9 protein-coding genes are annotated in these 14305 nt (G+C 57.2%); 8 read left to right on the forward strand and 1 reads right to left on the reverse strand.

Features of this window, described 5'->3' with window-relative positions:
- Positions 1 to 12 precede the first annotated feature (12 nt).
- On the forward strand, positions 13 to 909 hold the full coding sequence (locus RCF34_RS14265; RefSeq protein ID WP_308708751.1) for an NAD-dependent epimerase/dehydratase family protein: 897 nt from the start codon (positions 13 to 15) through the stop codon (positions 907 to 909).
- Between the two features lie 5 nt (positions 910 to 914).
- Positions 915 to 2051, forward strand: coding sequence for a glycosyltransferase family 1 protein (locus tag RCF34_RS14270; protein ID WP_308708985.1), 1137 nt, complete (start codon positions 915 to 917; stop codon positions 2049 to 2051).
- 7 nt (positions 2052 to 2058) lie between these two features.
- On the opposite strand, the gene RCF34_RS14275 is transcribed toward RCF34_RS14270, so the two are convergent.
- Entirely contained in the window at positions 2059 to 3165 is a 1107-nt protein-coding gene (locus RCF34_RS14275) for a glycosyltransferase (RefSeq protein ID WP_308708986.1), read from the reverse strand.
- 270 nt (positions 3166 to 3435) lie between these two features.
- Between RCF34_RS14275 and RCF34_RS14280 the strand changes: the two genes are divergently transcribed.
- The 6 genes from RCF34_RS14280 (at position 3436) to RCF34_RS14305 (ending at position 14181) form a co-directional block, all read left to right on the forward strand.
- Positions 3436 to 4368 carry a cell wall-binding repeat 2 family protein gene (locus RCF34_RS14280; RefSeq protein WP_308708752.1) on the forward strand — a complete coding sequence of 311 codons (933 nt, stop codon included), beginning with the start codon at positions 3436 to 3438 and terminating at the stop codon, positions 4366 to 4368.
- 24 nt (positions 4369 to 4392) lie between these two features.
- A complete protein-coding gene (locus RCF34_RS14285; protein WP_308708753.1) occupies positions 4393 to 5496 on the forward strand; it encodes a DUF4214 domain-containing protein in 1104 nt (367 codons plus the stop codon).
- Between the two features lie 105 nt (positions 5497 to 5601).
- Positions 5602 to 8106: a glycosyltransferase family 2 protein gene (locus RCF34_RS14290; RefSeq protein ID WP_308708754.1), complete on the forward strand. Its 2505-nt coding sequence runs from the start codon at positions 5602 to 5604 to the stop codon at positions 8104 to 8106.
- Complete coding sequence (locus tag RCF34_RS14295) at positions 8099 to 10456, forward strand: glycosyltransferase (RefSeq protein WP_308708755.1); 2358 nt, start codon at positions 8099 to 8101, stop codon at positions 10454 to 10456. The genes RCF34_RS14290 and RCF34_RS14295 overlap by 8 nt, the downstream gene beginning before the upstream one ends.
- Before the next feature lie 117 nt (positions 10457 to 10573).
- Positions 10574 to 11509, forward strand: coding sequence for a hypothetical protein (locus RCF34_RS14300; RefSeq protein WP_308708756.1), 936 nt, complete (start codon positions 10574 to 10576; stop codon positions 11507 to 11509).
- The gene (locus RCF34_RS14305; protein WP_308708757.1) at positions 11506 to 14181 is read left to right on the forward strand and encodes a rhamnan synthesis F family protein; all 2676 of its coding nucleotides are present in this window, start codon (positions 11506 to 11508) and stop codon (positions 14179 to 14181) included. The genes RCF34_RS14300 and RCF34_RS14305 overlap by 4 nt, the downstream gene beginning before the upstream one ends.
- Positions 14182 to 14305 lie beyond the last annotated feature (124 nt).

Here is a 14305-nt window from a genome sequence, read left to right on the forward strand (position 1 = left end):
AAGGGGATAGGCATGCCAACTGCTCTGGTCACAGGCGCATCGGGTTTCACAGGACGCTATCTCATCCAGGCGCTCAAGGCGCGGGGATTCAAGGTAGTCGGATTCGGTAGTGGTACTACCTATGCGGATGTCACCTTGGCATGCGATCTCACCGACAAGGCGGCCGTCGCTGCCGCCGTGGCGCAGGCGCAACCGGATTGGGTCATCCATCTGGCGGCGCTGGCCTTTGTTGGCCATGCCGATCAGGAGGCCTTTTACCGGGTGAACCTGTTCGGCACGTTGAATTTGTTGGAGGCGCTCGGCGCACTCGAGCGTCAACCGCAGCGGGTACTTATCGCGAGTAGTGCCAATATCTACGGTACTCCTGGTATCGAGGTGATCGACGAGTTGGTCTGTCCGGCGCCCGTCAACCACTACGCCTGCAGCAAGCTGGCCATGGAACACATGGTCGCCACCTGGTACGACCGTCTGCCCATCGTCCTCACCCGGCCGTTCAACTACACCGGGCCAGGCCAGGACGAGCGCTTCCTCATCCCCAAGATCGTCGGTCATTTCGCCCGCGGCGAGCGGGTGATCGAGCTGGGCAATCTGGATGTGAGCCGGGACTTCTCGGACGTCCGCGACCTGGCCCAGGCCTATCTGGGGTTGCTCGACAGTGACTACCGTTCGAACCCCGTCAACGTCTGCTCCGGCAACGCGACGGCGCTGCGGACCATCGTCGAGATGATGGAGCGCATTGCGGGTTATTCGATAGAAGTCAGGGTCAATCCGGCCTTTGTAAGAGCCAATGAAATTCCCACGCTCCGCGGCAGTGATGCACGCCTGCGCGAAGTGGTGGGGGGTAGGGAGCTGATTACTCTGGAGCGAACGCTCCAGGATCTCTACGCGGCCCTGGGGGGCGCTCGTTGACGGCCTTGAAAGTCGGATTGGGCACTACGGTCTGGTCTTCCGGTGTAGCCAAAGGTCATCTCGATGGCATCGGTATCTATACCCAGTCGCTATCCAAAGGATTGACCGCGGTCGCAAATGTCGAGGTCAAGCCCTACACCTTCGGCATCCATACACCGACGCTGGAGTGCGGGCTGCCGGTCAGCCTTGCGCCCCATTTCCCCAAGTTCGTCCTGAAGAACGCGCTGCTGGGTGCCGATTCCAAGGTCGACCAACGCCTGGCAAGCGACGTCGATATTTTCCACGCGCCCGACCACCATATCCCTCGGCTCAAGAATGTCGCCATGGTGGCCAGCGTGATGGATCTGATTCCGCAGATCCATCCCGAATGGGTCACGCTCAAACTGCGCCGTTTGAAGAACTGGCTGTTCAATCAGAGTGTGGGTTGGGCCGATCAGGTCATCACCATCTCGGAGTATAGCAAGAGAGATATCGTCAGGCTGCTCGGCATCGCGGATGAGCGGGTCCATGTCACCCCGCTTGGCGTCGATACGCAGTATTTCGTTCGGCAACCCGAGCTCACGCGCCAGGAGGTGTTGCGCAGGCACGGCTTGGAGCCTGGCTTCTTCCTGTTCGTCGGCACGCTGCAGCCGCGCAAGAACCTCGCGGCCGTCCTGGCTGCCCATGCCCAACTACCGGAGGCACTGCGCAAGCGGCATCCCCTGGTCGTGGTAGGACGCAACGGCTGGCGTGCCGAAGTCTTGGTCGAGGAGTTGCGTGCTCTGGAAGCCAGGGGAGAGGGCAAGTGGCTGGAATATCTACCGCAGGCAGACGTCATTGCCTTGCTCCAGAGTGCGGCAGCCCTGGTATTCATGTCGCTGTTCGAAGGCTTCGGACTACCGGCCATCGAGGCCTTTGCCGCGCGGTGTCCCGTGATCTGCTCCAACACCACGTCGCTGCCGGAAGTGGTCGGCGAGGCGGCCTTGCAAGCCGATCCAGAGCACTCCAAGGCCATAACCCAGGCTATGCTCGAAGTCCTCGACGATCCTCTAGCTGTGAGCCAGCGAGTGGAAGAGGGCGAACGCCGGGCTCGTCACTACACCTGGGACGCCTGCGCTGCTCGGACGCTAGAGGTTTATCGCCTCGCCCTGCAAGGGCGCTAGGCCCTGCTCAGGCAAGGGCCTCGCGATAGACCTCGATGAGCTTGCTGGCCATGATCTCGCTGCGGAAATGCGCCTCGAAGCGTGCCCGGGCGGCTTGGCCGTAGCGGGTCCGTAGCTCGGCATCCTCCCACAGTGTCATCAGCGCCTCGCGCAAAGCCGCAGGCTCCGGTGGCACGCCGATCCCTGTCCGCCCGTTGAGGTTGATCTCACTCATGCCTGAGCCGATCTCGCAACTGAGCATGGGCTTGCCGTACATGGCCGCTTCCAGCAGCGCCATGCCAAAGGCCTCGGAGCGCAGATGCGAGGGGAAGACGAAGCTTTCACAGCCGGCATATAGCGCTGCCAGGTCTTCTTCACTCTGACGTCCCAGGAAATGGCAGTTCTTCAGGCCCAACCGTTCGCACTGAGCGCGAAGGGCTTCGCCTTCCGGCCCGTCGCCAACGATGGCCAGCGGATAGTCGAGCCCCTGCAGCGCTTCGAGTAGCAGGTGCAGCCCCTTGTAGTAGCGCAATACCCCCACGAACAGCAAATAGCGCGGTCCGAGACGCCCGCGCCAGCTTGCCATGCGCTGCGGATCCGCCTCGGGATAGCTGGCTGGATCCAGGCCATAGGGAATCACCCTTACCTTGCTGCCCAGGCGCTGTAGGGTAGGGCTGGACCGGCGATAGGGCTCGGTCGCCGCTATCACGCGGGCCGCCTTGCCCAGGAAGCCGTGCATCAGCGGTGAATAGAGCTTGAGTAGATGGCGCTGCTTGACGATGTCCGAGTGATAGCTCACCACATAGGGCTTGCCTGGCCGTATCGCCAGCTGCAGGACGTCCATGAACGGCCAGGGAAAATGGAAATGAATCAGGTCGACCGCACGGGTCTCCTCGGCGAAAACCCGGAAAGCGCTCAAGGAAAGACCCGTCGAAGCCAGGTCGAGATCCTGTTTGATACGCCGGATAGGAATGCCATCCACCTCCACGCGTTCCGGAACGGGATGCTTGCTGAGCGTCAGAATTCGATGATCGATTCCGAAGCCTTTCGTAGCCAGGCACATCTGGCGAATGACGTGTTCGACGCCGCCATGGGTGTCGGGCAAGTAGGTCTTGAAGACATGCAAAATGCGCATGGCGAAGGTGAACTCAAAAGGAAGGCACCCTAGCACAGCTGTCTAGTATGCAGCTCTGAATCTAGGTGCTAGGAATCAATGACTTGCGCGCTAATCGATCCTTTTTATGGCTTTTTGCTATCAAATCGATTGAACTTTTCTACCGAACGGTAGTGCCTGGGCTACGATTTGACGTTGAGATTGAGTGATTTTCTTCTATCCTGACCTCGTCAAGAAGCTGGCGCGGTCACACAAGATGTGTGATAGGGTTGGCACCTGACCAAGGCCCAGATGCGTTCATCCTGGGCTTCCAAGGACATCGGTCACGAACGAATGGATCTTATGGATGATTCACCCTTCACCTTCAAGACTCGGCTGCTCACTCTCGAGCCCGGGATGTATATCCTCAGATATGCCTCCCAGGACAACGCCGAGCAGCCCTGCCTCATCAGCCTGCAGCCTGCCCCCATCGGCAAGAGCTCGGTCGATTTCTTTCCAGGCGAAACCGTCGTCCGCAATACCCTCTCCCGTCTGGGTGACACCCTGATCGTGCGCGTCAAGAACGGCGCCGGCACCCTGCTCATCACCGAATATCAGCGTGCCGATCTGCCGGTACGCAAGGTCGACCTGCGCGTCGATCGGATCGATACCTCCGTCGACATCATTCGTCCCGAACAGCAGCAGGCTCCCGTCGTCGCGAGCCAGGCGCTGGAATCGGCAGCGCGGGCCGAGCGGCATGGCAGCCCCCTGCTGCTCGAGCTCCTCGGTCATGTTCAGGCCAAAGGGGACGTCAAGGCCCACGAGTGGGTGGGCAATACCGAACAGGAAGCCCGCCTCGAAGGTTTCGCCATCATCTGGCCGAACAAGCCCCAGGGTGTGGATATCGCCTACAGCTGCAAGGTCGCCGATGTCTTGCAGCCCGCTGTGCTCAGCGGCAATTTCTCCGGCTCGCGCGGCAAGCGCGCGCCCATCACTGCGGTGGCCATGGCCCTGGTCGGGCCACGCCGCGCCGAATACGTTCTGGATGCCCAGGCGGTCTTTGCCGGATGTGATCCGCAAGACCTCGTGGACGGCCAGGAAGTTACTGCCCAACAGGGGCAGGCCAAGCTCGTCGCTCTACATGTATCGATCACCCCCCGCATCGAGATGAACGCTGCCCGCTACCAGTCTCCCAGGGAAGATCTCACCCAAATCCCGCTTCATCCCGCGCAAGTCACCACCTGACGCGCGACCTAGGAGATTCTTTTCATGCAATACGATGCCGCCATTACGTCCGCTGCTTTCACTACTGCTCTGGCCGCCACTTCGCTGAACGTCACCACCAAGAGCGTCATTGCCGACCTCCTGGACCTGGACGTGTCCAACTCCACCGTCACTGCCGCTGGCTACAACGGCAAGTCGCTGAGCCTGACCGTCGACCCGGTCACTGGCGCTCTGCAGACTCCTGAATTCGTCTCCCTGGATGTGGCTGGTGCTGCTGGGACCGACGTCAACATTCCGGTTGGCCCGACCTTGGCGAACGCCTCGGTGTTCCTGATCAACTCGGCCGCCAACGTCACCTTCACCGTGGGCAACGCCGTCACCACTCAGGCCACCGTCGATGCCAGTGGTATCAATCGCGCGATTATCAGCGGCTCGGGCAATGACATCATTGCCGTGACCGATAACGTCAACACCCTGGTGGATGCTGGCGCGGGTAATGACAAGATCACGACTGCTGGTGGTAATGATGTCGTCATCCTCAATGGTGGCAACAACACCGTCAGCACTGGTGCCGGCGCCGACCTGATCTATACCGGAAATGGCAACGACATCGTGGACGCTGGTACCGGCTACGATGTGGTCAGGGTCAGTGGAAGCCTGGCGGATTACACCGTGACCTCGACCAGCAACTCGGTGGTACTGACCAGCAGCACGGGTACCGTGACGCTCAGCAACGTGCAGTTCGTGACGGATACTTCGGGCACCAGCTCTGTCGCTATTGCGTCGTCGCAGTCCGAAGCGACTGTTCTGCGGCTGTACGAAGGTCTGTTCAATCGCAACGCCGATGCCAGTGGTGCTCAGGCTTGGACTGAGGCGTTCGCTGGCAACGGCGGTGATCTCAAGGCCATCGCTAACGGCTTCCTCGGTTCTGCCGAATTCGCCAGCCTGGGTAACTTGAGCGATGCCCAGTACATCCAGAGTTTGTACAGCAACGTTCTGGACCGTACCGCTGATGCCGAAGGTTTGGTCACCTGGGCTCAGTTGCTGGCTACCGGTGGCACCCGCGCCGATGTCGCTATCGGCATCGTGGGTTCCGCGGAGGCTCAGACTCACGACACCAGCGTCATCTTGGTCACCGGCCAGGTCTAACGGCGTTTCGTTGACCTGAGACAAGACTTCCGGCCCTAGGGCCGGAAGTCTTTTTCAAACCAGTAACCTTCTGATCCACCTGGCTTTTCGCGGAGACCGCTGCCCATGAGCCAATCGACACTCATGGAGCACTATCAGGCTCTGCTCCAGGCCGGACAGTCAGACGAGGCTCAACGTCGTCTCGAGCTGGCACTCCAGATTCCCGATCAGCGCCCGGTAGCGCTGGTCTCCGCCGGTCTTGCGGCGCTCAACAGAGGCGCGCTGGATCAGGCTTTCCTGACCCTGGCCGAAGCCAACGCCAACGCCAGCCTGGCACGGCAGGGCGAAACGGCAGCATTGCTCGCCCACGTGCTCCTGCAAAAGGGCGAGTCCCAAGCCGCCTACGACTTTCTCGCCGACCCGGCCAATCCTGCCCGTAATACCCCTGCGGTTCGGCTGTTGCGCTTGCGTGCACTCATCGCGCTACCTGGCGTCAAACCGGCGCGACTGGTCGAGCAACTACCCTACTTCAACAGCGCCGACGAACTGGCCGTGCTGTTGCAGCAGCTACCGCCTCGGCGTTGGGGACACGTCGAGTTCGATCCGGCCACCCAGGAAATCCGTGGCTGGGTGCTGGATACCCGGCATCCACAAACGCCGGTCAAACTCACGTTGAAACTGGGTGATCGTCAACAGACCATCGTCGCCAACCTACCCAGTCCGTTACTGGCCAAGTCGATCAATGGCGGGCGTCATGGTGGCATTCGCCTCCGTCTGCCTGCTCCGCTCGGCCGTGTGCGCCTGTGCTGGGCGGATGGCAGCGAGGTTCTGGGCAGTCCGCTGGCGGCCGTCGAAGCGCTACGGCCCATTCCGGTTGAAGCGCCGGTGGAATCCATCGACCCCGTCGTGGATGTGCTCATTCCCATTTACCGCGGGCGCGAGGCATCGCTCGCCTGTATCCAGGGCGTGCTCGATAGCCTGGACGCCAACCAGACCCCGATGAACGTGGTGGTGCTGGACGACGAAAGCCCCGAGCCCGAGTTGAGCCAGGCGCTGCGCGAATTGGCCGAGACGGGCCGGATCGAACTCCATCGCAGCCCGGCCAACCTTGGCTTCATCCGCAACATGAATCGGGGCATGGCCCTGCATCGCGGGCGCGATGTGGTGTGGTTGAACGCCGATGCGCGGGTCTGCGATGACTGGCTGGACAGGCTGCGCGACGCGGCCTACTCCGCAGCCGATGTCGCCACCGCCACGCCTTTCAGCAATAACGGCGAGCTGCTCAGCTTCCCGGAAAGCCGCAAGAGCCATGTCATGCCCACGCTGGACGAACAGCGCGTCCTGCATCGCCAGGCAGCCAGCGACCTCTCGGCGCCGCCCGATATCGAGGTGGGTTGTGGCTTCTGCTTCTATATCAAGCGCCGGGCGCTGGAGCAGGTCGGCCTGCTCGACGAGATCCAGCTCAAGCGCGGTTATGGCGAGGAAACCGATTGGTGTCTCAGGGCCAAGGCGCAGGGCTGGCGGCACGTGGCGGCGCAGCGGGTCTTCGTCGCACACCGGGGCGGCGTTTCCTTCGGTGCGGAAAAGCTCGAGCGGGTAGCCTTCAACAACGCCATCCTGCGCCAGCGTTATCCCGGCGCAGAGCGTGCTTTCGAGCGCTTCTATCGTCACGATCCGCTCAAGCCCTATCGTCAGCGGCTGCAGCGCGAGCGACTTACCGAGCTCGGCGCACAACTGGCGTCGGCCAACACCTGCGCAACGATCATCGCGGCCGACCGGCTCGATCTTCTCGCGGCGCTGGGCGGCGACGAACCTGCCTTTGTCCTCGCCTTTCGGCAGACGGATACCGAGCTGGAGGTCAGCCTGCAGGTTGACGGCCAGGGGCTGCCGGTGCTCCTGGACTACCGTCTAGCCGCGGACGTGGAGCAACTGATCACGGACCTGCAACGGTTGCGGCCTAGCGCCTTGGATTACATTCAGCCCGAGCGCTGTCCTGCGTTGCTGCAGACCCTTCCCGCGCGGCTCGGCGTGCCCTATCGCCTGATCGATCCGGCCGCCGATACCGGTTCCCCAGCCACTGGCTTCCGCGAGGCAGCTAGCGAGCAGCGCGTGACCTTCGCCGCGCTGGCCACCACGCTGCTGATGAGCAATCCCCAGGTCCCCGTTGCGGCGGGCGCGCCTTTTGCGTCGCTCGACCAGCCACCGACCCCGCGCCTGGGCAATATCCTGATCGCTGATTCCCTCGCGGATCCACGACTGGCCCAGGCCTGGTTGCAGCTGGTTCGCCTGAGCCGGCGGCAGGGCCTGGCCTGTCGCTTCCTGCTCCTCGAGCGCACGCCTTGGGAAAGGAGCCTGCTTGCCAGTGGCAATGTCAGCCCCCTGATCGAGTTACCTGGTATCGCCCGGTCCCGGATACCTGCCTTGGCCGGCTGTACCCTGGCCTTGAGTCTCGAGGCCGCACCAGCCAGTGTCTGGTTCGCGCCTCAAATTGCCCGGCATACCGCCTTGCCCCTTTATGCACCCGCAGGGGTGGTCGCGACCGAAGTGGGCGCCCATCCCCTCGGTCTGCTGCCCGCGCCCCTGAACGCCCTGCTAGGCGACGCCCTTCCCGACAGGTTTCTCCATGACTGAACTCTTCCAAGCTCCCGCCCTGGTCACCGTGCAAGGCCAGATCCAGGGTCTTCACGGCAACGTGCTCGAGGGCTGGGCCTTCGATCCTGCCCAGCCCGATCTGCGTCTGGCGCTGGAAGTCGTCATCGATGGGGCGTGCGTAGCCTTGGTACGTGCGGACACCTATCAGCACGATCCGCTGGCTGGTGACGGCTTTCATGGCTTCGCCCTCCAGTTGCAACCGGCCTGGCTCAGCCGGGCTCGGCGTATCGCCGTGCGGTTGGCCAACGAGGGCCCCTGGATCGGTGAGCCCTTCGAGCTACCCAACGAGAAGCCTGTCAAGGGCGAGTCCCAGGTGCCGGGCAGTCAGGTCTGGTACGGCGGTGGCCTTGTCGTAGCGGGTTGGATCTGGGATGACACCACCCCGGGACGTCACGTCGAGGTACGGGCGCGCCTGGGCGATCAGATCGTCGCCCGTTGCCTGGCGGATCTGCACCATCCGGCACTCATCTATCGCGCCGATGCCGATCACGGCTACAGCCTGGAGCTGCCCTGGCAGTTCGGTGACGGCGAGCGCCGCGAGGTGCATATCGAGGACGATCAAGGCCGACCGCTGCACGGCAGCCCCATCACCGTCTGTTGCCACGCCGAAGGACTCGGCGCCCTGGTGGCCGCGCACTGGCCTGCGCAGGCCGACCCGGCACCCCGCGACCTGCTCATTCGCCTGGCGCGCGATTACGAGCAGCGCTGTCCACGTAGCGCCGGCTTCGGCCATTACCCCGAGTGGTTCGCTCACTACCAGCGCGCCCCTGAGTACCCACAAGCCGTGGCCGGTAGCAGGATCGCCGTTCTGCTCCATGGCGAAGCCGGTGAAACCGAGCGGCAGGCGTGCCTGGACAGCCTGAGCCAACAACGCCTGCGGCTCTTCACCCAGGCCGTTGCCGATCCCGCTGACGTATCCACCTCCTTGCAGCTGCTGCTGGAGGAGGGGGCCGACGCCGTGCTGTTCCAGCCACTGGATAGTCGTCTGCTACCCCACGCCCTCGATCAACTGGCGTTGGCACTGCAACCGAAGGAGGCAGGCAAGCACGTTGCCTGGGCCTTCGCCGATAGCGATCAGGACGCAGCGGATGGCCAGCGTAGCAACCCCTGGTTCAAACCGAGCTGGGACCTGGACCTCTACCTGGGGGCTGACCTCTTTACCGCCGGTGCCCTGTTTGGCCGCGACATCATCCAGCGCGCCGTCCGATTGCTGAACGCAGCGCCCGAGCTGCCACGCGATCAGGAAGGGGTACTCGCCGCCCTTATCCTGGCCACGGAGCAAGACAGGCTAGGCGTTGCCCGCGTGACCCAGGTGCTCAGCCATCGTAGTGCCAAGAGCCCCGCCACGCCGGCCGGCTGCGACGCCGGCAAGCCGCAGCGTTTGGAGCGCCTGACCTGGCTGGTGGGCAAGCTGCGTCCGGGTACCCGTCTGAGCCGCCAGTCCAAGCTGCCCGGTGCGCTACGCACCCACTGGCCGCTGCCCGAGCGTCTACCCAAGGTCAGCCTGATCATCCCCACCCGGGATGCCTACCAGCTTCTACATGCTTGCATGGAGGGTCTGCTGACCCAGACCGACTACCTGGACCTGGAACTCATCATCGTCGACAACCAGACCAGCGATCCCGAAACGCTCGCCTACTTCGACGAACTCAAGGGGCGCGGCGTACGCATCCTGCCGCATCCCTATCCCTTCAACTACGCCACCTTGAACAACGTCGGTGTCGAGTTCGCCACCGGGGAATACATAGGTCTCATCAACAACGACATCGAGATCCTGCATCCGGATTGGCTCAAGGAAATGATGAGTCTGGCCGTACGACCTGATGTTGGAGCGGTGGGCGCCAAGCTGCTGTGGAAGAACGACATGGTCCAGCACGCCGGTGTCGTCATCGGCATCAACGGCCTGGCCGCCCACACGGGCAACAACTGGATGCGCAACGATCCGGGCTACCTGGGTTTTAACCACCTTGTCCGCCGCCAGAGCGCCTGCACCACCGCCTGCCTGATCCTGCGTCGTGATCTCTATCTGCAGATCGAGGGCATGGACGAGGTCCGGCACCCTGTTGCCTTCAACGACGTGGACATGTGCCTGCGCATCAATGAGCTCGGCCTGAAGATTCTCTGGACGCCGTTTGCCGAGCTGATTCATGCAGAGTCGGCGAGTCGGGGAAAGGATAGTTCCAAAGATAAACAAGCCCGTTCGATAAGAGAACAGCTGTTTTTGATTGAAAGGTGGGGCGAGCGCTTTAGGTACGATCCGTCGTATCACCCGCTATTAGCAGCCGAGTGGGCCTTGGGGAATTATAATGGATTATCATTTGAATATTGATGGTGGTGGAACGTGAGATCTATTTGCTATGTGTCGGAAACTGGAAGAATCGACAGGCCAATATTGGATCCCTCCGTTAGATACAGATGTTTCCACCCGGGTGAATTGTTCGGGAAGATGGGTCGTACGGTAGCTATCTATTCAGCTGCCCGATTCTACGATGCTCCATGCTTGGATTATGATGTTTATATATTTCACCGGCCCAACGTGGCTCGTAAAAGATTTTCTCAAACAGTTGGTAAGCTCAAGTTTTTAGGTAAAATTTTGGTTGCTGATTATGATGATCTGATTTTCGGCGGTGAAAAACTTGCGCTAGTAAGTTCTGCGGTCAAAAATGGAACATTGAGCGAATCAGCAGCCATTACAGCTTTCGGCTCAAATCTAGAGGCGCTAGGGTTCTTTGACCTAGTAACCACGTCGACCCAGGCGTTGGCACAAAAAGTTTTAGAATTCAATCCTTCAGCCCGTGTCAATGTACTGCACAATTTCATACCTCCCTCCGTTCTAGAGGTACACGATAACTTAGACACGTCCTCAACCCCAAGGAGCGAGTTTAGATTAGGCTACTTTTCGGGCACTAAAAGTCATAACAGTGATTTTCCGATTGTCTCGGACGTATTGCATAAGATTTTGAGTGAAAACCGAAAGTCGAGCCTTTTAGTTGTCGGTCCAGTGGACTTGCCACCTGGGATTAGTTCCCTTCCTAATGTGACAAAGTTATCAGCCGTTGGCTATTGGCGTCTGCCAAGCTTGATGAAACAGTGCAGTATTGTCATTGCGCCCTTGGAAGAGACTAGTTTCAATAGGTGTAAGTCCAGAGTCAAGTATCTGGAGTCGGCTTTGGCAGGCTGTCGACTTGTTGCTTCCCCTATACCTGATATGTCTGAAATCGGATCAGATTTCATCGATCTCGCTTCAAGCAAAAACGACTGGTATAACTTTTTATCAACTCGCAGCTCAAAAGAAGAGCTAGTGGCTTCTGCAGACGTTAACAGGTTAAATCTGGAAAAGTTGACGGCTAGCGCTAAAAAAGATCTTGAGGCTTTTTTATGAGAATCTTGTTCTATGTTGAGCCTTATCCGATACGAAATTCAATGTTGCACTTTGTGGATGTCGCAAAAAAAGCAGCATTCCTGATAAAAAACAATGTGCATTTTGATCTACGTATATTTTCTAACAGTGAAACTTTAGATCAACTTTCCTCAATAACCGGCTTGATTGAAGAAAAGTCTTTGATAAGGCCGACCAGAGAGGAGGCTGAGATATTCAAAAGCCATGAGTTAGATTGGGATGAGCTAGGTATTGCGCATTGGCAAGATCTTATGCAAGGGACAGGCTTGGCCAGCGTCTATGAAGATATTTTGGATGACTTATGGAACAGATTTCCATTTGAAGCGATAATTCACTGGGGCGAGAACGGCGCGATTGAAGCGTTCTGCAGGAAGAAGCCTATAGTAAAACTCGCTATGGAGCTAGGTTGTACTAGAGAGCCTTTTCTAGAGTCATATGTTCTCGATCTTCTAGGGACTAATGGCGCAGCAGCTATTTCAAAAGTAACGATTGAACAACTGGCAAGCATTGTAGGTAACGAATCAATGTCTGCTAGCTACGCGTTGATGGCTTACTCATCATCGTTAGATAGCCTCGGCTACGAGCGCCAGTTCGAGGCATTCGATTCTGAGCTATCTTCAATGTTGCTGAAGACTAGAAAGAAAGTCGCATTCCTACCTCTTCAACTGTACGATGATGCCAATTTACTACGCTTTTCGAGCTATAAAACAGTTTCTGAGGTCGTGCGTGATGTAGTGCCTAAGCTTATCGATGCTGGCTATTTTTTAATAGTTAAGCCACATCCGAGTGCTAAACATCGGATAAATGCGAAACTGGAAAATCTTGCCGCCAAAGCCAGTGTTAGCTTTACCTCGGATGAATTGTACTGGTGCGATACGGAGAGAGGGGATTTTTCAAATCCAAGATTGCTAGCTGTGTCCGATTTAGTCGTGACAGTCAATAGCTCGGTTGGGTTTGAAGCGCTATATTATGATAAAACGGTAGTTGTTCTAGGGGACGCTATATACAAGCCCAAAAACCTTTTCCCTACTCTAGATGATGTTATCACTGGGAACTTTGACAGAGGTACCTATTTAGAGAAAATTGGCGTCCTCAGGAAGTTCTTTTTTGAGGCATATCTGATACCGAAAAATATAGTAAAGGATTCTGCGCTTTTCTATAGCCGACTCTGTACTATGGTAGGGATATGGAAGTCAGGACTTCGAACTCCGTACGAGATCTGCGAAGCTTTATATGCCTCCGTCAGGCATAGCCAGTCGAGCCACTATGAAAGTGCTATGGTTTACGGAATATCTAAAGCCGGAGTCAACGATTATTCTCTACCAAAAGTCAATGTAGTGAAAACGGCTAGCTCAGCCGAAAAACTCGGAGATAGCCCATTTTTTGAGTTAGGTCTGGCGCGAGAGAAAACAATCTTTGAGAAGCTGAGAAGCATATCCGGCCTTGAGCGATCCGATGACATCGCCGCTTGGCTAAATGAATGCTGGGCGGTAATTGGAAAAAAAGCTCAGTTACTGACTCTGCTTGAACTATTCGATGCTGAATATTATTTGCGTTCAAACCCAGACGTGGAAAGCTCAGGTATAGATCCTCTAACGCATTTTTGTATGTTCGGCGAAGCCGAAGGAAGATTGCCTATGAGTATCATACGTCATGGTTATAAGGCATCTTTTGAAAAGGCAAAAAGTCGACCGGCTTTGTTGTCGATGCTGACCGAGCTATGCACGCATCTTGTAAAAAATCTAGATAGTTCAGTCTTTCATTTTTCCCTAGAAGAAAAAGAAGCTATAGACACAAAAAATAGGCTAATTGAAGGGGCTGGTTTCAGTAAGGCACGTTATGCTTTAGTAGCGCATCTCTATTATTTTGATCTTTTGGAAGAGTTGTTTAGTCGCATAGATAATATCGAAATAGAATGCGATTTAATATTTACCCTTCCACTATGGGGTAGTGACCAAATCGAGAAAAAAGCTAAGGCGAGATATCCGAAGGCTCTAATTCTGAGATACCCAAATAGGGGAAGAGACATTGGTCCCTTTATCGATTTGATTCCTTACCTAATTGATCGGAATTATGTGGCAGTTCTGAAGATTCAAACTAAAAAAGGATACTATGAGGCGGGGAAGCTGAGAGTGGATATGGGGGACGCATGGCGCAAGCTTGCGTTGAATCATTTGGCAGGCACTCCGCGCGTTATTGAGGAGGTCGCGAGATGTTTCGAGCGATACTCTACGCTAAATATGATCGGCCCGGCGCCACTCTTGGTGTCTTTGGAAAAGTATCCGATGACAGGTCATGAGGTTTTGGTTGATAAGCTGATCGGTGAATCGAGAAGTAATTTTAATTTCTTTGCGGGCACAATGTTTTGGGTGAGGCCGCAATGTCTAAAGCATCTAGTCGATCATTTGGATTTAAGCTCTTTTGCGCCAGAAACGGGTGAGAACGACGGTAACATAGCTCACGTAATAGAGAGAGCGTTTGGCTGCCTTTGCATGTCTCGTGGTGGAGTCATGGGTGCTATAGAGGTTAATGATATTCGTTTCAATGTTGTTTTAAATCCAACTGCTATTGCAGGCACTATTCATGAGCAGCTCGAAGATTACCTAAGAGCACAAAAAAAACGTCTTCCCTCGAGTCGCCAGTTGATATGGTAGATTCGAATTGATTCTATGCCTTTTATAAATTAAGGCGTTAGATTCTAATTTTCGGCGCTGCTATAGCTTTGTCTATAATTTGGTACTAGTATAGAATATCAGCGCGCTTTTAATCTATGGTGAA

The organism is Pseudomonas sp. 102515 (assembly GCF_031085165.1).
Taxonomy (GTDB): Bacteria; Pseudomonadota; Gammaproteobacteria; order Pseudomonadales; family Pseudomonadaceae; genus Chryseomonas.

Excerpts from the sequence above, each read along its gene's own strand:
- RCF34_RS14295 (WP_308708755.1), top strand. The coding sequence starts at position 8,099 with ATGACTGAACTCTTCCAAGCTCCCGCCCTGGTCACCGTGCAAGGCCAG.
- RCF34_RS14285 (WP_308708753.1), top strand. The coding sequence starts at position 4,393 with ATGCAATACGATGCCGCCATTACGTCCGCTGCTTTCACTACTGCTCTG.
- RCF34_RS14265 (WP_308708751.1), top strand. The coding sequence starts at position 13 with ATGCCAACTGCTCTGGTCACAGGCGCATCGGGTTTCACAGGACGCTAT.
- RCF34_RS14280 (WP_308708752.1), top strand. The coding sequence starts at position 3,436 with ATGCGTTCATCCTGGGCTTCCAAGGACATCGGTCACGAACGAATGGAT.
- RCF34_RS14305 (WP_308708757.1), top strand. The coding sequence starts at position 11,506 with ATGAGAATCTTGTTCTATGTTGAGCCTTATCCGATACGAAATTCAATG.
- RCF34_RS14300 (WP_308708756.1), top strand. The coding sequence starts at position 10,574 with ATGGGTCGTACGGTAGCTATCTATTCAGCTGCCCGATTCTACGATGCT.
- RCF34_RS14290 (WP_308708754.1), top strand. The coding sequence starts at position 5,602 with ATGAGCCAATCGACACTCATGGAGCACTATCAGGCTCTGCTCCAGGCC.
- RCF34_RS14275 (WP_308708986.1), bottom strand. The coding sequence starts at position 3,165 with ATGCGCATTTTGCATGTCTTCAAGACCTACTTGCCCGACACCCATGGC.